Origin of the sequence: Butyricimonas sp. DFI.6.44 (genome assembly GCF_022132345.1) — a bacterium.
GTDB classification, from domain to species: Bacteria; Bacteroidota; Bacteroidia; order Bacteroidales; family Marinifilaceae; genus Butyricimonas; species Butyricimonas muris.
This window is the reverse complement of sequence record NZ_JAKNJD010000012.1, coordinates 182523-203953: the sequence shown is the minus strand read 5'-3', so window position 1 is coordinate 203953 and position 21431 is coordinate 182523. Positions and strand designations below refer to the sequence as shown.

At 45.0% G+C, this 21431-nt stretch carries 14 protein-coding genes; 5 read left to right on the top strand and 9 right to left on the bottom strand.

Annotated features, from left to right (window positions below; genetic code table 11):
- Window positions 1-97 precede the first annotated feature (97 nt).
- The 9 genes from L0M98_RS17095 to L0M98_RS17055 all read right to left on the bottom strand — a co-directional run bounded on the left by L0M98_RS17095 (window position 98) and on the right by L0M98_RS17055 (window position 14035).
- Window positions 98-1183: a TlpA disulfide reductase family protein gene (locus L0M98_RS17095; RefSeq protein WP_227217028.1), complete on the bottom strand. Its 1086-nt coding sequence runs from the start codon at window positions 1181-1183 to the stop codon at window positions 98-100.
- 42 nt (window positions 1184-1225) lie between these two features.
- Window positions 1226-2311, bottom strand: coding sequence for a TlpA disulfide reductase family protein (locus L0M98_RS17090; RefSeq protein WP_227217027.1), 1086 nt, complete (start codon window positions 2309-2311; stop codon window positions 1226-1228).
- 36 nt (window positions 2312-2347) lie between these two features.
- Window positions 2348-3124, bottom strand: coding sequence for a hypothetical protein (locus L0M98_RS17085; protein ID WP_227217026.1), 777 nt, complete (start codon window positions 3122-3124; stop codon window positions 2348-2350).
- Window positions 3125-3149: 25 nt separating this feature from the next.
- Window positions 3150-3929 (bottom strand): hypothetical protein, encoded by a 780-nt coding sequence (locus tag L0M98_RS17080; protein ID WP_227217025.1) that lies wholly within the window; start codon window positions 3927-3929, stop codon window positions 3150-3152.
- 106 nt (window positions 3930-4035) lie between these two features.
- The gene (locus tag L0M98_RS17075; protein ID WP_227217024.1) at window positions 4036-5721 is read right to left on the bottom strand and encodes a DUF4998 domain-containing protein; all 1686 of its coding nucleotides are present in this window, start codon (window positions 5719-5721) and stop codon (window positions 4036-4038) included.
- 10 nt (window positions 5722-5731) lie between these two features.
- Window positions 5732-7147, bottom strand: coding sequence for a DUF4959 domain-containing protein (locus L0M98_RS17070; RefSeq protein ID WP_227217023.1), 1416 nt, complete (start codon window positions 7145-7147; stop codon window positions 5732-5734).
- Window positions 7148-7214: 67 nt separating this feature from the next.
- Entirely contained in the window at window positions 7215-9179 is a 1965-nt protein-coding gene (locus L0M98_RS17065) for a RagB/SusD family nutrient uptake outer membrane protein (protein WP_186974818.1), read from the bottom strand.
- An 18-nt stretch (window positions 9180-9197) separates the two neighbouring features.
- Window positions 9198-12701, bottom strand: a complete 3504-nt coding sequence (locus tag L0M98_RS17060) for a TonB-dependent receptor (RefSeq protein ID WP_227217022.1) — start codon at window positions 12699-12701, stop codon at window positions 9198-9200.
- A 167-nt stretch (window positions 12702-12868) separates the two neighbouring features.
- Window positions 12869-14035 (bottom strand): FecR family protein, encoded by a 1167-nt coding sequence (locus L0M98_RS17055; RefSeq protein WP_227217021.1) that lies wholly within the window; start codon window positions 14033-14035, stop codon window positions 12869-12871.
- A gap of 384 nt (window positions 14036-14419) precedes the next feature.
- Here L0M98_RS17055 and L0M98_RS17050 point away from each other — a divergent pair, with 384 nt between their 5' ends.
- The 5 genes from L0M98_RS17050 (at window position 14420) to dinB (ending at window position 20901) form a co-directional block, all read left to right on the top strand.
- Window positions 14420-15769, top strand: coding sequence for an ATP-binding protein (locus L0M98_RS17050; protein ID WP_227217020.1), 1350 nt, complete (start codon window positions 14420-14422; stop codon window positions 15767-15769).
- A gap of 6 nt (window positions 15770-15775) precedes the next feature.
- Complete coding sequence (locus L0M98_RS17045) at window positions 15776-17083, top strand: amidohydrolase family protein (RefSeq protein WP_227217019.1); 1308 nt, start codon at window positions 15776-15778, stop codon at window positions 17081-17083.
- 98 nt (window positions 17084-17181) lie between these two features.
- Entirely contained in the window at window positions 17182-18045 is an 864-nt protein-coding gene (gene speB / locus L0M98_RS17040; RefSeq protein ID WP_186974821.1) for an agmatinase, read from the top strand.
- A 152-nt stretch (window positions 18046-18197) separates the two neighbouring features.
- The gene (locus tag L0M98_RS17035; protein WP_227217018.1) at window positions 18198-19220 is read left to right on the top strand and encodes a 1,9-bis(guanidino)-5-aza-nonane synthase; all 1023 of its coding nucleotides are present in this window, start codon (window positions 18198-18200) and stop codon (window positions 19218-19220) included.
- A 604-nt stretch (window positions 19221-19824) separates the two neighbouring features.
- Entirely contained in the window at window positions 19825-20901 is a 1077-nt protein-coding gene (dinB, locus tag L0M98_RS17030; RefSeq protein ID WP_227217017.1) for a DNA polymerase IV, read from the top strand.
- Window positions 20902-21431 lie beyond the last annotated feature (530 nt).

The following is a 21431-nucleotide window of genomic DNA, read 5'->3' as shown; positions in this document are numbered from 1 at the left end:
TACTAGGTCAATCTTCCTCGTTAACCCAAAACCAAAAATAAGGGGGAAGTCCATTTTCTCGACTCCCCCCTAGCACGCACCAATTATGAAAACACGATTACTTCCTCTTGCTCTTTTTCAACAATTTTGCCACCGTGTCACGAAGGGCATCCCCGCGGAGGCCTTTCGCCACGATACGGTTCTCCGCGTCAACGAGGAATGTTGCCGGGAGTTCGTGTACCATGTAAAGACGGGCGATCGGGGAGGCGAAGCCTTGCAAGTCCGAGCCGTTCGTCCACACCATCCCGTCCATCCCGACGGCGTTGCGCCACTCACCACGATTCTCGTCGAGCGAGATGCTGACAATTTCCAGACCCAGCGGGCGGTATTGCAGGTAAAGTTTCACGAGGTCGGTGTTGTCCTGACGACAGAGAGGGTTCGTTGAAACCCAGAAGTACACTAGCTTCAACTTGGCGGGAAGGTCATGCAACGAGAAAGTGTTCCCGTCGGGCTTCTCCGTGGTGAAGTTAGGAGCCATCTCGCCAATGGCTAGTTTCTCGTACTGCTCGATGGCGGCAGCGATTCGCTTGCCGGGAACGGTAGCACGGGCTGTCTCACCGAGAAGATTGTACTTCGAGCGCAAGCCCTCTTCCGTTTCACCGCTGATGCCGAGGGCGATCACGTGCGCCGTGGCGTACTCGTCGGGATTCGCCTTGATCAATTCCAATGTAGCCTTCATTGATGCCTCGTAGGCCTTGTTCACACGGTCTTGCAAGGCTTGGACATTCGCCCCGGGCTGTTGAGCTTCTGCCGCCACTTTCGCTTGTTCTGCCATGAAAGACTGGCTAATCCGGGTGAAGCGGGTCAATAATTCCTGTTGTTTACCACCTTGAATTAATGCCCCGGCACCACTCACGTTCACCATGAAGTTAGCGTTCTCGAGAATCAAAGGAAGCATCCCGTCCCCATTCTCCAGCATAAGGTAAGCCGCCACGGGTTGATTTACCTTACCCGTGAAAGTGAATACCCCGTTGTTAATCATCGTTGCTGCCAATGTTTCGGGTTTACCGCTTTCCTCGCTTACCAGTAACATTTTTCCATCCGCGATCCCGTTCACTTTACCGCTGATTTGATAGCCCTCTTGGGCTTTACAAGCGATAGTGATACCTATCACTAAAACGAATAGTAATAAAATTTTCCTCATAATTCTAAAGTTGTTATATCAATCACACTTCTACCATTATCCCTATTTCCCCAACAATTCCGCGATCTTTTTTTCCAGCGTCTTTCCCCGGAGATTCTTGGCGACAATACGATTATTTTCGTCCAGTAACACGGTGTGAGGAATACCCCGCACAAGGTAACGGGCGGAAATTCCCTTTTGCTCGTCCATGATATTAGGCCAAGTCATTTTCTCGTCCTGCATGGCTTTCAGCCAGTCCGGAACTTTCGTGTCTAGCGATACACCGATGATCTCCAAACCTGCTTCACGGTATTTTTTGTAGATTTTCACCACGTTAGGCATTTCTTGACGACAGGGGGCGCACCATGATGCCCAAAAGTCCACTAATTTCAACTTTGCCTTGATACCATGCAAGGATACACTTTCCCCTCCCGACGTGGTACCCGTGAAATCCGGTGCCACGGAACCCAGTTCCACTTGCTTGAACAGGGCCAATTGTTGGACGATCGCCTGACCATAAAGACTATTTTTCGCCGGTTCGCCCAACTTATCATAAACGTTTTTCAACGAGGAATAATCCATTTCTCCCATGCTGGAAACAAGCATAAAGGCGGTCACGGGCGAATCCTTGTAAACCCGGAATAACTCCGCTTGTTTCACTTTCATTTCTTCCATCACTTCTTGGAACTGCTGTTGCAATGCTTGCAACTTCATTTGGTTCTGCTGACCGTAAGCGGCACGGGTTTCTTGTTCCACGCGCATTTTCTCTCGGGCAATAATTTGCTGTATCTCATTATATTGATTCAATATCTTTTGAGACTCTCCACCTCCCTGCACTTCAATACCCTTTTCTCCCGCCACTACCGTGTATTCCAAATTCTCGAGCATCAGCGTGGCTACCGGTTGTTGCTCCGCCGTCAATATATAGGCGTGAATCACTCCATCGACACACCCGGCAAACTCGAACTCTCCATTTACCATCACGGCCTCGTCCAGTTTAACCAAACCTTCCGCTCCGGTTGTCGCTAACACGAGGTCGCCCCCGAGAGTACCTCCCAAGTGTCCAGTAATTTTAAAGCCCTCTTGCGCCACGCTTGCCACGTACGCACAAACGGTCAACAGTATAGACAATCCTATTTTTTTCATCATCTTTATTGCATTATTCTCTGCCAATTCTATCTTTTTCTACAAGAAAACGGTTCCCTCTTCCGGTATTCGGGTCGTATCCTGTTTTTGCATATAAAAAAAATTCACATTACCATAAACACACGGAACACCTTGGCGTCTCATGTTAACGAAAAGATCCCAGTTTTCTTCTCCGCTTCTACCTTTTCCCACAATTTCTGCCAAAGTCTCTTTCACTTGCTTATTCGTTGGACGACGAAAAACGAAATTTTCAATATCCAATCTCTTTTCCATTACACGATCGTAAATCATCTGCAACTCTTCCTCTTTCACCACATCAAGCATAACCGAAGGTATTTTAAAATAGACGGAAAGTATTTTCCCCTGGTTGTTCACAAACGCGTGGGCTTCAAAGTAGTTCTCGTACAACTTATTCCAATTCTTTTCATTTTCTTTTAAACGCTTCACTAACGTTTCAGGAATCAATGACCACCATTCTTCAAACAAATAATACGAGTTCATCTCTTTACCCAAAGCTCTCATGCGTTTTTCATATTCCACAGACTCTTTATACAACATGAAATCTCGTTTTTCCGGGACATCTAACTTCATGTGAATCAACCAATCAATAAGACTATCTGTCGGTTGCATAACACGATAGTCCACGTATATGTCTTTCGAGAGTACCTCTTGTCTTATCGAATCAAACGTTTGCTCAAAATTTTCTGTCGGAACAATCCAATTACTGTACCTTTTGAAATTCTTAAATGACTGTTTTTGTGCACATACATCAAACACAACTGATATTAACGTCAAACACAATACTATTATTTTCATGATATATTCTTTAAGATTAGTGAAACTAATTAACTACTCGTCCGCCCAAAAAATAAAACAAAAAACTGGGCTCATAATTTGGTTTTACTCCTGAATACTTTTCTTTAAAAAAATCATTAAACAGTTTCCGCAAAAGTTCTTTGTTAAAAGTATAATTTCCCAAAGCTGCCTCTCGAATGAAATCTGCATATACCTTGTTATCGTTTCCTCCTTCTAAATGTATTCGGACATCCCCTCGCATCCGTTGTTGAATAATATCATAAATCATCAAAACTTCATATTCCATAAAAAGCTCGTTATTTACTGTAGGTCTCACAGTAGCCAATTCACATTGAAAAACATGCAATAATTCATGTAGCAAAACTCTTTCACTCATTATCAACGATTCATGACAGAAAAAAATCATTCTTTCACGTGAGTCATAATATCCATCTTTACCCCATCTATAATCCGTTTTATCATAATCAGTTGCATCTATACCAAATCTTAATTTGAATAACCCCTGTTTTTCCAGTTTAATAAACAAATTATACGACATATTGTATAAAACAGATTCCTTTACTATTAACTCCTGTCCCAACATGCTCATCAATGCTATTTCTCGTTTATCCAAATATCTCCTTTTCCCCCAAATAGTTGCGCCATTGGTTTTTTCACAAAGAGTATCAAATTTAAAAGGTTTTTCATCATACAGCATTATATCTTCATCATCAAGAAAAGTATCCTCAAACAACATTCCCTGGTAACAGCCACACCACAAACACGTGAAGCAAGCTATTATTACATATTTTATATTTTTCATCATAACATTGTTAATAGTTATTATTTCTGTATAGCAATCACCTCCACACTCAAGAAAAAGCATTTCCTGCCCCGCACGGGGCAGGAAATGCAAGCACCCGAAATTTAGATTATTCGACCGTACACGGGATAAACTTACCCAAACGCAAACAGTATTTCATTTGAGAAGCAATTTTACCAACCGGGAGATTCGACATACTCAAACGGATATACCGCACAGGAGTACGCATCTCTTCCGGCACCAGAACATACGTTTCCTCCCCGGGAGTATTCCCGATAGTAACGTTCCCGTCCGTGTAATTGGCATTTGTCCAAGTATAACTGTCACTTGAAAATTCTATTTTCACGTTCGACAACAAGTAAGCCTCATCACCATTCTCATTACGAGTAGGCTGCCCCACCTTGAAACCTTCCACAACCCGCGAAGTTTTCATGTCAAAAGTCACGGTAACGATACCCGCACCTAACGTTTCTCCCGGCTCGAAATACACCTCTTCCTCACTCCCGGACACTACCCGCGGACCGTCGAAAAGCAAATTGGCCACCCCGTTGTTCTTGTAACCGTTATGCAAGGTATCGGAACAAGTCATCACCCACCCTGTGGTATCCAACGGCGTGAATATCGGTTTGCTCGATAAATTGCTACTTCCTTTCTCCTCCAACTCCAAATTAGTTAATTTACCGGACTCTTTATACGCTTTGAGCAAAGGGGTTGCAAACCTATCTTTCCCGAAAAAATAGTGCGTATTATACCGTTCCACCGTGAAATCAGGTCGGGTATCTTTCAAGAATTGCAACATCACCAACCCCACGTATTCATCCGTGGTGCTGTGATTCGTTTCAACGTATTTTGTATTCATGTAGCGATTCTTACCAAGAACGACTTTCTTCAAATTCGGGAGATACATCAAATCCTGCATGGAAGGCATATCGTAATCTATTTCCAAGGTTTCCAACTCATCTACCCGACTTTCCCAACTCGAACCATACAAACCCCGCATCAGTTGCATGAAGGCCGAAGACCACAATCTCTCGTTCAAATCCAACGTTTCGTCCTTGAAATCTATTTCATCCACACATTCCGGCAATTTACCCTTTCTTTTCACGGTAATCGGTTGATTGAAATCGATGTCCACCCCTTCCTCGTCCGGCAACAAAAAAAGATAGTCGCGTCCCAATTTTACCTCAGTCATACCCCAATACTTGTAAGAAAGTGTATCATTCGAATGTGCTTTCATGTCCCACTCGTGTTCATTCCCCGCCTTATCCTTGAAACATAACAACATCTCCTTGACATCCTCGTTACTTTGATCAAGTAGCAATGCCAATTTATCTCCCATACGACTAAAAGCGGTAACCCCCCGCGAGAACGAACGCAAATTCTCGTGCTCGTAGGAGTACGGCCGACCGTATTTCTCCTCCACCAGTGACTCCCTGCCATCGTCTGTCACGTTGTTTATCCGCACCGTGTACATGGCATCTACCAAATTTTCAATGTAAACGGTATCCATCAAATCATCGCTATCCGGGTCGCACGGGTCCGCGAACATCTCACCTGCACCTTTATCCGATTTCCAACTGATTTTCACTTTTTTCACCCCGGCATCGATGTTGTGTTTCCACACCACCTGCAATCGTTCCCAACCCGGGTTCACGCTCACGCTGTCACATTTACCCACGTAGCGGACAATCCCATCTTTGGTAAACTCGCTGTATGTATCCTCCAGGCTCTCGCTGCAACTCGCAATCAAGAACGCGGAGAACAATCCAATCGCATTATATAGTTTTCTTATCATAACTGTCTTTTTAATATTCCTTCTTTACAAATACTTCCAACTCGTCGAACGTGATGTACTCCATCAGATTCTCTTCATTTCCATTCGGATACATCCAACCCAAGTTGTTACTCGTCCACGTGTCCTCCACGACGAAGAATACATAACGGAAAGCCTCTCCGAAAAAGTTGCATTTCATATCCAATGAAATAGGTTCCGCTTCCTCGAATTCCTGATCTGTTCTATTTCTGTATGCATCTTTCATATAATCCATCGGACCGGATTGGAAATCCGAGTAACGGCACCAGGCATTGTCATAGAAATTAGACCATTTCGGGTCCTCTTCCAACTTGTAAAGCATCGTACACTCGTTAAGAGGCACTTTGGTTGGATCTGCCGCGTTCGTCCCGTACACTTTGATTTTTGCCGGCAAGCGGGAGGTGTAAACTCCATGCCACAAGTTAGCCACAAACATATCCATATTCGGATTAGGATTCGTGGGATTAGGGTAATAGTTTCCATGGTACAAGAAAGCATCACCACGCAACATGGCAGGCACCTTCGGGGTCCCGAAATCTATGATAAAACGCTCATTGAACGCGTAGGGACCAGCCACAAAAGTACCAAATTTGTAGAAATCCCTTTTCTGATAATTTTTCCTGTAATTCGCCCCTTTCTTTTGCCCGTCGAAAAGATATTTCACGCCGATCTGATGAGCCTCATCCTCGATTTTCAACGACTCCGGGAAAGAGAATGTAAAATATTCCGGTGCCAACGGCTCCATGGTCAAATACTCAATACCTTCATAAGTTTGCACTTTCACCGTGTTGCCCTCGAAATCATCCGTGCGTACAATCACTTTCAAATTCGCCACGTTCTGTTTTATTTCAAAATTCAGCGTATCACCACCTTCAGCGATAGGATAACTTCCCAGTAAGATATTATCCTCCCGTTGCGTGGCGGGATTTATCCCGACGTAAAAAATATGCACGGTTCCTTCCACGGTAGTCGGTGAAGAATAAATAATGTTGAATCCTCCACCCCAGAACGGGTTCACGCTCAAATTCTCGAACAGAGCCACCGTGGCGGCAGTTCCCGTGTTGAAAGTCATTTTCAACGAGGCTGATTCCTCCAGAGCATTATTGAGGAAAGTCAGTTGCACCGGCACGTCAGCACGCGCTTCCGTGAAACCGTTTAACAACAAGGTATCCGTCAAGTAACTACCCTCTTTCACCAAGTGTCGCCCGTAAGCATCCTTATAGCGGGCTCGTATCCTGAAAATATCCATATTGTCGGACAATCGGTAACGCATTACCGCACCCCCGGGTATCGGGTCAAAGGAGATTTTCCGAAATTCCACCGGCACGTCGAACCCGACTTCATCGTCATCGCTACAAGCAAAGAAAAGGAAAAGTACCGGCAATAAAAATAATATTCTTTGTATCATAATTTCAAATTTTAAATTTTAATTGAGTTTACAATCTAAAATCGTAAATCTACAATCGCAAATCCATCTACCATCCCGGGTTTTGCACACAACCGGCAGTCTGCACCTCCTCGCTTCGGATAGGCCAGAAATAATCACGCGGAGCAACAAACGTGTTACCGGAATAAACTTCTACCGGACCACGCCCGTTGTTATAGAAATCGTTGGCATTATTGGCTATCACGTTCCACCCCAAGGATTTCTCGTTCAGTTCCACATTCGCGGCTTTCCAACGACGCAAATTCCAAAATCTGAATCCCTCGAAAGCAAACTCGATGTTCCACTCCTGACGGATAATTTCGCGCATACCCGTTTTGGATTTCACCTTGCCCGGATCACGGGCACCTTTCCAAGCTTCCTCCACATCCGGAATCCCGGCACGACGACGCACCTCGTTCAAATATTTGTACACCTCCGCATCGGGAGCCGTCTTGCACTCGTTTAACGCCTCGGCGGCAATAAGGTACATCTCCGCTAACCGGAATATAGCAGCAGGTCGTTCCCCCAAACTGGTCAAACCACCCTGATGCGCGTTAAGAGTCGCAGTAGATGCAGTTCCTTTCTTCAAGTAATACCCGGTGATATTTTGTGGGGTACTCGCGGACAAACGTCTTTCAACCAGTCCAAAATCCTCTCCTTGATACATTTCTATCAAATACACGTTATTGGTTTCGGTTCCCAAACGCCAATAACAACGATCTGCCACTATGTCTGCATAAAAACGGGGTTCGCGACGACGATGCAGGTTCAATACCGGCTCATTCAACGCCACCACATCGACATATTTCGGATCCGTTTCCACGCTAAGAGCATACGGATTACCGGCCCCAACCCACTTCAAATCCTGATTGATAGGTAAACCGTTCTCCGTGTAGAACATCTCCACCATTTTCATGCTTGGCGCGAAACAAGCTCCCGGCAACGTGTGGTTCGAACCGTCTGAGAATTTAGGCAATATGAGTTTAAACCAATCCATATCACTACCATCCATCAACCTGATCATATACAACGCTTCATCACTCCTCCAGCCATATGTCTGGGTAGATTTTTCAATATCAAGCATGCACGATTGCAAAGGCGTATTCGCGATATTACCTTCAATTAAAGCGGCGGAACCCGCATCATGACAAAAGTCTATGACATCAATAGCCGCTTGGGCTGCCCGTTCCCATTTTTGGGGGTCGGGAGTACTGCTAAACAACGGTTCTCCATTTTTATTCACGAAATTGGTATAATCGGAATTACCGTTGAAAAGATCGGATGCTTGATAACACAATGCCCGTGCTTTCAATGCCATCACCGCTTCCTTGTTAAAATACCCTCTTCGATCTGTCTTTTTTGCCAGACGCGATGGAAGTAAATCAACAACCTCATCACACAAACGTACGATGTAATTGAAGCAAGTATCCACATGGCTACGAGGCAATTTCAATGATTCCACATCCTGATTCGGGTCAAACGAATCAGGAACAATCATCACCGGCCCGTAGCGACGCACCAATTCCAAATAATAATAAGCCTTCAAAGCAATCACCTCCGCTTTCCACTCGCTCTTATCTTTAGCGGGCAAATTATACACGTTATCTATACGGGTAATAAAATGGTTACATATCGAGATTTGCGTGTAAAAATCATTCCGGGCTGGTCCTGACTGAAGTGTAACTACATTCAACCACGTGTCGGCGTAAGGAGCAAACACGTTCTGTCTTCCGCCAATAATATCCAACCCCACGGGATGACTGGACGCACGCGAATTCCTCAAATAATTGTCGGCAACCAATTCGTCTGTTCCCGAGTAAGCCACATCGTTATACCGCTCATATATTTTTTGCATGTAGGTATAAGCACTTTGCAACCAAACGTAAGCCTGGTCATAGGTTTCAAATTCCGAATCAATCGTGGCGATATCCTCTTCCGGCACCACGTCCAGCCAACTGTCACAAGAGGCGAGCATCAAGAAAGGAATAAACAAATAAGCAAATAGACGCTTCATTTTATTTCTGATTTTAAGTTAGAAACTGATATTAACACCCAAAGCGTAAGTCTTTTGAATGGGATAATTGAACGCGTTTCCTCCCAATTCCACGTCCCACAACTTGAAGTTTGAAATCAAGAAGGGATTGTTGGCACGGACAAAAAACTTCACATTCTGCATACGCATTTTTTGACGAAGCGCCTGTGGCAAATTGTACGCCAATTCCAAGGCGGTACAACGCAAGAATCGGCACTCCCGCATGAAGTAGGTAGAACGGCGCGCATCCGTGAGGTTAGCGTCCCAATCCTCCTGCTTGTTATAATCGGTAACATTTCCCACGGAAAGACGAGGCCAAAACGGGTGATTGCTTGCATTTTTTTCCGTCCAGTGACTCTTGTATATCTCTTTTAGCATGGCTCGATCATTCTCGAACGGGGATAAAGATTTCGGGTTGATAAAGAAACTCCGTTTGCCGGAACCTTGGAACGCGAAACTAAACTCCCAGTTCTTGTAATTGACGAATCCGCTAAAGCCATACACCATACGCGGTGTTTCAGGGAAACCTATATGCACGGCATCGTTCACGTCAATCACGCCATTCCCATCCACGTCCCGGTAACGGATGTCACCCGGCAAGATTCCGGTTTTCGCTTGCGGAGAATTATCAATTTCCGCTTGATCGCAGAACAGCCCGTCGGCAATGTATCCCACCCGTTGAGAAATCTCGTGACCTGTTTTCAACTGCCAGTACGGCTTATCCTTTGCTTCATCCAATTCCTTGTAAATCGCTTTATTGTAAGTAAAGGTTCCATTCAATATAACCCAAAAATCTTTCGTGAAAGCGTGTTGCACTTTAGCGGCAAGATCTATACCGCGAGCCCGAACTTTACCCAAGTTGTCCAATGGATTCACCTCCACGCCCACGTGCGCGGGGATAGAGAGGCGTCGTTCGATGATGTTGTGGCGCACCTCTTGGTAAATATCGAGATTAACCTCCAAGATATCCTTGAAGAAACGGGTTTCAATACCGAGGTTCACCTGCTCGGAAATTTCCCATTTCACATCCGGATCCCCATAGTTCTTGATTTCTTTACGACTTATTCTCTCTGGGTTTCCCGGTTCAGTGTTTGCATATTCCGGACCATATATAATTTCCGGCATATACACGAAACGAGGATCTTTGATAATACCATCGTTACCCACTTTACCCCAAGAGCCTCGGATTTTCAAGAAAGACACCCATTGGCTGACACCTCCTTGCATAAAGCGTTCCTTGGAAGCGATCCACGCCCCACTAAGAGCCGGGAAAAAACCCATCCGGTTGTTTTTGGTAAAACGCTCGGAACCATTATATCCAAAAGTTGCCTCGATGAAGTAACGATCCATGAACCCATAGCTACCGCGCATGGAAAAACTCAAGTTTCGTTGTTCAAAACTACCGAACAAATTACCCACGGGAGCGGAATTTGCCTGTAACGCTTGGAATACCGCGGTCAATGAAGTTTGATGCAAGGAAGCATCATCTCCGCCCCATGCCGCGGTGTGAAGCAAACTACCCTCGTACACCAACTGCGTGGAAGACGTTGATGCGGAACCTCCAAAAGGCTGTTCCAACGTCCGGCGTCCATTAGATAACAATGTCAACTTGTGCTCACCTGTCTCGAAATCATAACCACCATTTTCCGCATCCAAAGCATAATAAAACGGCGTGACTTCAAAAGCATTCATCTCGTACCCGGTCTTTGACATAGAAGCACTTGCCCTCAATTCCAACCCCTTTAACAGAGAACCTAAATTATAAATACACTCTATTCTGGTCGTCGCGCTATAACGACTCCGGTCTTGATAGGCACTCTGGATTTTCGCGTATGGATTGAGGGATACGGTGTTATCTACCCGTTTACCCCCGAAACGTAAGTGTGGCCACCCGTGTTCGAAATCACCGGGATAAGTTGGAGCAAAATCCACCGGCGAAGCGTTGAACGCGTAATAGTAGACCGATTGCACGTCCGATTGCCCCGAGCCAAAGAAAGGTCCATGGTATTTATCGTAATTCATGCTGGCATTGACCAACATACGAAGACCGGTACTCAAATTCACGTTCAAGTTGATACGTGATGAAAGGGTGGAGTTCTTGACGTTCACGTCGAACTGGTTCAACCGGTCAGTTTTTAACATCCCTTGGTCGTTCACGTAGTTGACGGACGCGTAATATTGCACCGCCTCGGAACCTCCCCGCACGTTCACGCCCACGCGGTGGTTCACGGAACAATCTTTGAACAAGGTTTTGAACCAATCGTTCGCCGGGTACACCCAAGAGGGATAATCCTTACTACCCGTGCGCTCGATGCGGGTCAAGGAGTACTGTGGCGTGGCTCCCGGGTTACGTGCCAGTAACGCCTCGTTGTACATGCGCATATAGGTTTGAGGATCCACCACGTCGATTTTATCCGTTGGCATGGAAGCTACCGCCTCGTAGCGCACAGAAGTGTAAACACTTCCTGCTTCTCCCTTCTTCGAGGTCACAATAATCACCCCATTCGCCCCACGAGCTCCGTACATCGCCGTGGCGGCGGCATCTTTCAACACGGAAAAACTCTCGATGTCTTCCGGTGCCATACGCGACAAATCCAAACGAGAGGATTCTACCCCGTCAATTAACACCAAAGGCTCGGAAGCCCCATTGGACGAACTAATACCCCGGATGTAAAACTTCGTGTTCATTTCCTCCTCGGTCAAGGCACCGGGGGCTCCACCTGTTTGCCAACCGACAATACCGGCTATTTTTCCGGTAAGACTTGCCGTCAAGTCACTGCTGGACGATTTCAAATCCATGGGGCGAATAGTGGTAATGGAACTTGTTACACTCTCTTTCTTCTGTGTACCGAAAGCAACAACTTGAACTTCTTCGAGGTTCTCCTCCGTAGGAACCAAACGAACATTCAATTTTTCTTTCCCCTTGATTTCAACAGTCTTTGTTTCAAAACCAATAAAGGAAACCCGTAAAATATCTTCCGGTTTCGCATCAATGGAATATTGTCCCTCTGCATCAGAGGCCACTCCTCTGGTTGTCCCGTGAATCACGACAGTTGCTCCCGCTACAGGATTTCCCTTTTCATCCACAATACGACCTTTCACGGTGATCATGTCCTTTTTATCCGCCACTTGGGCTTTCTCCTGTCTTGCCATGATTAGAATCAAATCCCCCTCGATCTGGTAAGTGTATCGAGTATTTTTCAACAATACGGTTAGAGCCGAATCGACACTTACGTTACGCACGTTAATTGTAAAACGCTCGTTTTGAACTGCATTTCGGCTATCCCTGAATCCATAAGCAAGCCCCGTTTGTTGCTTTATCTCTGACAAGATGTAAGTTAAATTCCTGTCTATAATATTCAATGTGACTTTCTTTTCGTCCTTTTGTTGCACGCCCACGTTACTCGACGACACGGAAGCAGCTAATCGCACAGGACTCCATAACATCGGCATAAACATGATAAACACACCGATGATAACTTTATTACCCCTAATTTTGTTCATTACTTCTTTTTTTTCCATATATTTGTAAGAATATTAGATGTAAACGTTTTGACTAACGTTTATTACTCGTCACGACCGAAGGCATCTGACCTGCGAAATCAATCCTTACGGCAGTGGCTCAAAAGGGAATCCACTCTCAGCGGATTCTCTTCTTTATTTGATTTCAATCAATCTATATAGTAAGCACCTCCTTCTTTTTTAACGTTTTTATCCAAGATCAACCCAAGGGCTTTCATCACCCAATCGATCGTGGAAGACTTGTCAAACTCAAGACTACATGATTGTCCTTCCAATCCCGGCGCGAGGCGAATATCCACCCCGTACCATTGGGATATATCAAAGACTATTTTATCCAGTCTCATTCCATTGTACTTGAAACTATTCCCTAGCCAAGCGATGTAATCCGCGGGATCTACTTTTTCAACCCGAGTAACACTATCCCGCATCGTGAACACGGCACGTTGGTTCGGCACGATCATCGTTTCCGTTCCCCCGGCTATCATACCAATGCTTCCCTCTACCAGAACAGCCTCGGAAAAAGCAAGTTTTTCACTATAAAACAGATTGAATCGCGTGCCATAGACCTTCACTCGTGTCCCCCCGGCTTTCACGACAAAAGGGGCATCGGATTTCCGCACGTCAAAATAACCTTCTCCTTTCAACTCCACCTGCCGAACAGAATCACGAAATTCCTCCGGGAATCGCAATTCACTCCCCGCATTCAGCATGACCGTGGAACCGTCTGCCAATTGCACGTTATAGGTATACCCGGCAGGAATTACCATTCGAACAATTCGGACGGGCTTTTCCACTGGGTCAGGATTCTCTCCGGACAATTCCTCTCGTTTCTTGTCACCCACGATATACACGTTTCCCTCCTCTTTCACTTCCAAAGTATCTAACGAGAGGATCGCATCATTCTCTTCAGTCGTGATTAACGTCGGTACCTTTATCTCCGCCATGTTGATCAAGGAAGCCTTCTCCATCACTCGCTCCTCTTCAGGCAACATCGTTGTTACCATGAAAAACAACACGACCGCCGCCACCACGGAACTCCCCGCGTACAACCAAAGACGGGATGCTCTTTTCTTCCGCTCCAATCCCCGCAATCTTACCTGCAATTTTTCCCCCATCTTCTCCTTGTCCATCCGTGCTATCTGATGTATCTCCTCTACCATCCGTTCCACGACATCCGTCCCCGTCTGCATCCCTTCCTCTTCTTCGGTAAACTCTATCTCACGCGAGAGAATTTCCTTTTTCATCGACTCCGTCCGCTCAATTGCCTTCTCGGCAATCTCCAAATCTTTTCTCTCTTTATTATCCAATTTCTTCATATATTTTTGTCATGCTTTTATTATAAAACAGTTTTCTCCGCTCATTTTTACCTGAGGAGAGTCGTATTTAATATAGTTTAACATCTTGTGTAAAAAAGGTATGTTTGTTAAACGAAAGAATTCTCGCAAATTGCTCATAAGTTGAGCAAAATTCATCTAAAATTGCTCATTTATTGAGCAATTTTTCACAAAAGACGATATAGAATTTGCATCCGGCAATATCATACCGCTCTGGCATTTCAGGTTCAATTATTAGACTTGCCTCCGTTTTGAAACAAAATTGAGGTCAACTTGCCTCCGATTTGAAACAAAAATAGGGTCAACTTGCCTCCGATTTGAAACATTTTTGTATATTTGCAACTGATAATCAACACACAAGCAATTATGTTCAAAAGAGACATTTTAACAGCTTTAAAACAATGGATGAACGATTCCCACCGTAAACCTTTAGTACTACGAGGAGCTCGCCAAGTCGGTAAAACAACATTGATCCACCAATTCGGAGAAGAATTTGATAACTACCTGTATTTGAACTTAGAAAAAAAAGAAGCTGGAGATATTTTTGAACTACCCCTTCCACTCAAAGATCTATTGCCTTTAATCTTTGCCCATTGTGGAAAAACACGCAAAGAAGGACACACGTTGTTATTTATCGATGAAATTCAGAATTCTGCAAAAGCAGTTTCTCTCCTACGCTACTTTTATGAAGAATTACCGGAGATACACGTGATTGCTGCCGGTTCTTTACTCGAAAATATAGTCGACATTCATACTTCATTTCCGGTAGGGCGAGTAGAATACCTTGCCTTACACCCTTGTTCATTTCGGGAATTTTTACGGGCCACGGGAAACGAAACATTACTTACCGTACTGGAACACACGGAGGCGACGACAGCTTTTCACGATCGCTTAATGACACTGTTCAATATCTACACGTTGATTGGCGGAATGCCCGAAGTCGTACAACTTTACGCGGAACGAAAAGATATCCTATCACTTAACAACATATACGAAACCCTGTTGCAAGGCTACCGGGATGACGTGGAAAAATACACCCGAGGTAAACAACTTCCCGAGGTTGTACGTTTTTTACTGAAAGAGGGATGGAGTATGGCAGGTCAGACCATCACGTTAGGCCGGTTCGCAGGGTCGACTTACAGTGCCAGAGAAATCGGCGAAGCATTTCGCCTACTCGAAAAAGCCATGTTGACAGAATTGGTTTATCCCACCACATCAACAGAAGTTCCCGCGATACCCGAACAAAAACGAATGCCTAAATTAATCTGGTTAGATACCGGTTTGGTTAATTACGCCGCACAGGTACAAAAGGAAATACTCGGGAGCAAAGACATTCTCGATGCCTGGCGAGGGAATATCGCAGAACACGTTGTAGCGCAAGAATTATTAACTTTAACAAACAAGGTAAGCCAAAGGCGTAACTTCTGGACCCGTAGCAAAAGCGAATCCCCTGCGGAAGTCGATTTCATCTGGATACAGGATTCCATGATTTATCCGATTGAAGTCAAATCCGGACACAATGCACATTTACGGTCCTTGCATTCATTCTTAGATCGCTCTCCACAAACAATGGCTATACGGGTATGGTCACAACCTTATTCCATTGACACGATTCAAACCCCGAACGGGAAAACAGGCAAACTCATTAATTTGCCTTTTTACCTCGTGGGACAATTACCAAATATCATCGAAAAAGAATCTCTTTCACAAAAATAAAACACCATGAAAAATACCATCATATTCAACGCCCGCATCCTCACCATGAACGAAAACATGGAGGTGATTAAAAACGGTTCTATTCTGATAGAAAAAAATTGTATCAAAGAAATTCGTGACGGTAAAATCGAGATGCCCGATGCCGAATATTTCGACGCGGAAGGCATGATCGTAATGCCCGGATTCGTGAACACGCACACGCACGTGCCGATGACCATGTTACGCGGGTACGCCGACGACCTTCCCCTTCACACGTGGCTAAACGACCATATCTTCCCGGCAGAGGCCCGTATGGTGACACCGGAGAATGTTGCCGTGGCTACCCGGCTGGCCTTTATTGAAATGATCAAATCGGGTACGACCTGTTTCAACGACATGTACTTCTTCGAGGATATTATCGCCGCGGAAGCCAAGAAAGCCGGAATCCGTGCCGTTATCGGCGAATCGCTCATAGACTTCCCGACTCCCAGTTTTCACACGCTCGACGAGGGTATTGCCCGCTGTGAATCCCTCGTGCAGCAATGGTACGGGAACGACCTGATCCACCCGACGGTTTGCGCCCACTCGCCATATACCTGTTCGAAACAAACCCTGAGAAAAGCAAAAGATATAACGGAAAAATACAATATTCCCCTTCACATTCACGTGGCCGAAACCCGCAAAGAAGTAGAGGACGTCACGACACAAACAGGTGCCTCCCCTGCCGAGTATCTCTACTCGATCGGCTTACTTGATCGAAACGTGATTGCCGCTCATTCCGTTTGGCTCAACCCGAAAGAAATCGAATTATATGCCCGGACACACACCTCCGTGGCGCATTGCCCGAAAAGCAATCTAAAACTCGCCAGCGGAATCGCCGACACGGACGCCTACCTGAAAGCAGGGGTAAACGTGAGCATCGGGACCGACGGCACGGCAAGCAACAACACGCTGGACATGGTCGAAGAAACACGCTTCGCCGCCCTTCTCCCCAAGGGAACACGTTACAACCCGGAAGCAGTCAGCGCCCGCACCGCCCTTCGCATGGCAACCATCAACGGGGCTAGAGCCTTGGGATTAGGTCATTTGACCGGAAGCCTCGAAACAGGTAAACGGGCAGACCTCATCGTGATTCACGCCGACGCCAGCAACATGATTCCCGTGTACGACGAGTACTCTGCCATCGTGTACGCGGCGAACAGCAAGAACATCCGTTCCTCCATGGTCAACGGCAAATGGATCATGCGAAACCGTGAAGTTCTGAACATCGACAAGGCGGCAACACTGGATACCATGAAACATCTTGTGAATGAGGCTGAAAAACGCAACAAATAATTTTCAACTTTCAATTTTCAATTTTCAATTAAATACGTTAGTTTTGCAGACCTTTTTATAAAGAAAGGAGTTTATAAACACTATAAACCCAAATAGATATGGAGAATAAAAATTATGGAGGACTCGACAGCGAGTTTACGGCATACGAAACAGCCGAGATTGTAGTATTACCAGTACCTTACGACGGGACAAGCACGTGGTTGAAGGGAGCGGACAAAGGTCCCGACGCGATTCTTGAAGCGTCGGCAAACATGGAACTCTACGATATCGAAACGGATTCCGAAGTTTACACCCGCGGCATCGCGACATTAGACCCGGTAACGGAAGCCTCTTCTCCCGAAGCCATGTCTCAAGAAGTGGAAAAACAAGTTGATAAAATTCTGACAGATAAAAAATTCCCCGTGATACTGGGAGGGGAGCACTCCGTGAGTATCGGGGCATTCCGGGCTTTTGCAAAACACTATGACAAATTTTCCGTCCTGCAATTGGATGCACACTCCGATATGCGCAGCGAATACGAGGGTTCCACCCACAACCACGCCTGCGTGATGGCCCGTGCCAAAGAAGTGGCTACCGTTGCACAAGTAGGCATCAGAAGTTCCGCTATCGAGGAAAAGGAAAACATCATGCCCGACCGTATTTTTTACGCTCACGACCTGCATGATGCCAAAGAGGGCAACAACTGGATGTACATGGTATCCCAGAAATTGCATGACAACGTTTATATCACGATCGACTTGGACGTTTTCGATCCCGCTATTCTTCCGGCCACGGGAACCCCGGAACCAGACGGATTGTATTACCGGGAAGTATTGAATTTCCTGAAACTGATCAACGAGCGCCACAACATCATCGGTTTGGACGTGGTAGAACTTTGCCCCAACGAAATCAATAGATCATCCGATTTCCTTGCAAGCAAACTGATCTACCAGATATTGAGCATGAGGTTTCAAAACCAATGAAACAATTTACGATTTATGATTTACGATTTATGATTCAAAAAAGCGTAAGCCTTGTGCGGTTGGAATCCAAAATCTAAAATCATAAATCACAAATAAAGAAATTGAGTCAATAAGGTCCTCATAATTGTACCTTATATTTTTAAATAAATAAAATGGAAAAGAAAGATTTATTAAAAGACACTATCAAACACATCGACATCAAATCGTATGACTCAACCCAATTGATCGACGCGATGCGCGATATGTCCTTCACCTCTCGCGATACTGCCAGAGCAACTGATATCCTGATGATGATGGTTGGAGAGAAAGAGTGTACTAATATTCTTACCATTGCCGGAAGTACAAGTGCTGCCGGATGTATGCAGGTATACGTGGATATGGTTCGCAACAAAATGGTTGACGTGGTAGTTTCTACCGGAGCATCTATCATCGACATGGACTTGTTCGAGGCTCTGGGTTTCAAACACTACAAGGGACACCAGGACGTGCCTGACATGCAATTGAGAGAACTTTACATTGACCGTATTTACGATACGTTCATCGACGAGGAGGAATTACAAGCTTGCGACCACACGACTTACGAGATCGCCAACAACTTGGAACCCCGTCCTTATTCATCACGTGAATTTATCTGGGAAATCGGGAAATGGTTACACGAGGGACACGCCGTGAAAAAAGACAGCTTGATCCAAACTTGCTATGAATGTGGTGTACCCATCTTCTGCCCGGCATTCTCAGACTGTAGCGCGGGATTCGGTATCGGTAAACACCAATGGGAACACCCCGACAAACACCTGTCGATTGACTCGGTAAAGGACTTCGTTGAACTGACCCAAATCAAGATCAAGGCTGGTACTACCGGACTGTTCATGGTCGGTGGCGGAACCCCGAAGAACTTCGCACAAGACACCGTAGTCTGTGCTGAAATCTTAGGTTTCGACGTGCCTATGCACAAATACGCCATCCAAATCACCGTGGCTGACGTTCGCGACGGAGCATGCTCTTCTTCAACCTTGAAAGAAGCCTGCTCTTGGGGTAAAGTCGACGTTACCTACGAGCAAATGGTTTATGCCGAAGGCACAACCGTTATCCCCGCAATCGCAAGTTACGTTTATCACAACGGTCCTTGGAAAGAAAGAGAATATAAAAATTGGAATAAATTATTCCAAAAATAATACAAGAGGGCGTGTTTTGACATGCCCTCTCGTCCGTAAAGCCTAAAAGTCCATAAGGGCGTAAGGTCAACGCGCGAGTAGTCTGCATTTCATCATATTGAATATCGTTACTTTATTGGATTGTAGACTTTATAGACCTTAGGAGCCGAAGACTCGACTTTATGAACTTTATAGACTAGAGGTGTGTTTTGACACACCTCTCTTTTTTATTCCCCCGAATGTATCTTGACTAAAATCGAACATTTCTCCCCTCCACGATTAACTGTTTTATAAATACCTCACCCGTGTACTCACTCATGCACGAAAGAGCAAGAGCATACAGCGTAAACAAGTGGAATTGATACATGAATCAAGTATTAAACCTGTATCAATTCCGCATTACTCCCGTGTAAAATACTATATATTCCCTGTAGGTTCGCTGTAGCAACACTGTGTATGTACAGCGTTGCTACAGCGAATCTACAGGGAATCTACAATATTTTTTATGCTATTGCACCAGAATTAATACCCTAGTAATCCATAATTCATTTAGGAACACGGCAGTTCCTCTATAGAAATTCCTACTTTCCCGAAAATGTTTTATCTTTACTCACTCTAAGGGAACATGGAAAACAGGAAGATTATTCATATCGACATGGACGCCTTTTACGCTTCCATCGAGCAACGCGACCACCCGGAATACCGGGGCAAACCGCTTGCCGTGGGAAGGGCAGAGAAAAGGGGAGTCGTGGCAGCCGCCAGTTACGAGGCTCGCCGCCACGGCATACACTCCGCCATGTCGTCGATGAAAGCTAAAGAACTTTGCCCGGAATTGATTTTCGTACCCTCCCGTATGGAACATTACAAATCCGTTTCCCGCCAGATTCATGAAATATTTCGGGAATATACCGACATCATCGAACCATTGGCACTCGACGAAGCGTTCCTCGACGTCACGGAGAACAAAAAAGGCATCCCGCTTGCCGTGGACGTTGCCCGGGAAATAAAACGGGAAATAAAAGAAAAACTAGGGCTAATCGCCTCCGCGGGTGTTTCCTACAACAAATTCCTCGCGAAGATTGCTTCCGATTACCGCAAGCCGGATGGACTATACACAATACATCCCGAACGAGCGGACAGTTTCATATCGAAGTTACCCATTGAAGCTTTCTGGGGCATCGGGAAAGTTACCGCCCGCAAGATGCATTCCCTTGGAATACACACGGGGACGGAACTTCGCCGCTGTTCCTTGGCTTTCCTGACCCGCAACTTCGGGAAAAACGGGGCTCTATACCACGACTTCGCCCACGGGATAGACCCGCGAATCGTGTCCCCCGAACGCATACGCAAATCTGTCGGGTGCGAGTACACTTTCGAGAAAGATTTGACGAAGTACATGGAAATCATTATCGAACTTTACCAGGTGACTGTAGAACTTGTACACAGGATAGAAACATCTGGTTTCAAGGGACATACATTGACATTGAAAATCAAGTTCCACGACTTTACCCAAAAGACACACAGTGTCACCGTGCCACATGACCTGCACACGCTGAAAGAAATACTCCCCCTGGCAAAAAAATTACTCCGTGAACTGGAACTTTCTGAATTTAGAATTAGACTTGTAGGACTCTCTGTATCAAATAATTTCGAAGAAAAAGACATCAACACACCCTTGCAATTAAGGTTTAATTTCGATTAATTACGAAACCTTTACGTTCTATTAGCGTATATAGGCATACAATTTGAATGAATTATCATGTAACCGAAACTTAACGGAAACGTTACTCGGTCGCGATAAAAACCTGATACTTTTGTATCAGTATTCAAAGAGAGACTTCGATTTTTTTTCATAAATTTGTTATTGGTATTTTGGGTCCCCGCTGAGACAGCGCGGACCATTTTTATTTTATCTTCATGTATCTTCGGTTAGTGGCATAACTTCAACTAAAAAAATTATTTTTTCCCGTTTATCTTGAAACCTTTCTCGGAAAAATACGTTTAGCACTATAGATTACAATGATTAATCTATATATAATGGAATTTTAACGGAAAGAATTTTCATATATAAAGAAAAGCCGATACCTTTGTACCGGATTTCAAAAGAGACTTCGATTTTTTTTCATAAATTTGTTATTGGTTGCCTCCTGCTGTGACAGCACGAGGCTTTTTTTCTTCTGACGTTGCTAAGCTATAAAATCTTTTTTTACCCACAAACGTTTGCGCCTCATT

Coding starts and splice junctions, on each gene's coding strand:
- L0M98_RS17065 (WP_186974818.1), bottom strand. CDS start 9,179: ATGAAGCGTCTATTTGCTTATTTGTTTATTCCTTTCTTGATGCTCGCC.
- L0M98_RS17050 (WP_227217020.1), top strand. CDS start 14,420: ATGTTCAAAAGAGACATTTTAACAGCTTTAAAACAATGGATGAACGAT.
- L0M98_RS17090 (WP_227217027.1), bottom strand. CDS start 2,311: ATGATGAAAAAAATAGGATTGTCTATACTGTTGACCGTTTGTGCGTAC.
- L0M98_RS17035 (WP_227217018.1), top strand. CDS start 18,198: ATGGAAAAGAAAGATTTATTAAAAGACACTATCAAACACATCGACATC.
- L0M98_RS17060 (WP_227217022.1), bottom strand. CDS start 12,701: ATGAACAAAATTAGGGGTAATAAAGTTATCATCGGTGTGTTTATCATG.
- L0M98_RS17075 (WP_227217024.1), bottom strand. CDS start 5,721: ATGATAAGAAAACTATATAATGCGATTGGATTGTTCTCCGCGTTCTTG.
- L0M98_RS17085 (WP_227217026.1), bottom strand. CDS start 3,124: ATGAAAATAATAGTATTGTGTTTGACGTTAATATCAGTTGTGTTTGAT.
- L0M98_RS17055 (WP_227217021.1), bottom strand. CDS start 14,035: ATGAAGAAATTGGATAATAAAGAGAGAAAAGATTTGGAGATTGCCGAG.
- L0M98_RS17080 (WP_227217025.1), bottom strand. CDS start 3,929: ATGATGAAAAATATAAAATATGTAATAATAGCTTGCTTCACGTGTTTG.
- L0M98_RS17070 (WP_227217023.1), bottom strand. CDS start 7,147: ATGATACAAAGAATATTATTTTTATTGCCGGTACTTTTCCTTTTCTTT.
- dinB (WP_227217017.1), top strand. CDS start 19,825: ATGGAAAACAGGAAGATTATTCATATCGACATGGACGCCTTTTACGCT.
- speB (WP_186974821.1), top strand. CDS start 17,182: ATGGAGAATAAAAATTATGGAGGACTCGACAGCGAGTTTACGGCATAC.
- L0M98_RS17045 (WP_227217019.1), top strand. CDS start 15,776: ATGAAAAATACCATCATATTCAACGCCCGCATCCTCACCATGAACGAA.
- L0M98_RS17095 (WP_227217028.1), bottom strand. CDS start 1,183: ATGAGGAAAATTTTATTACTATTCGTTTTAGTGATAGGTATCACTATC.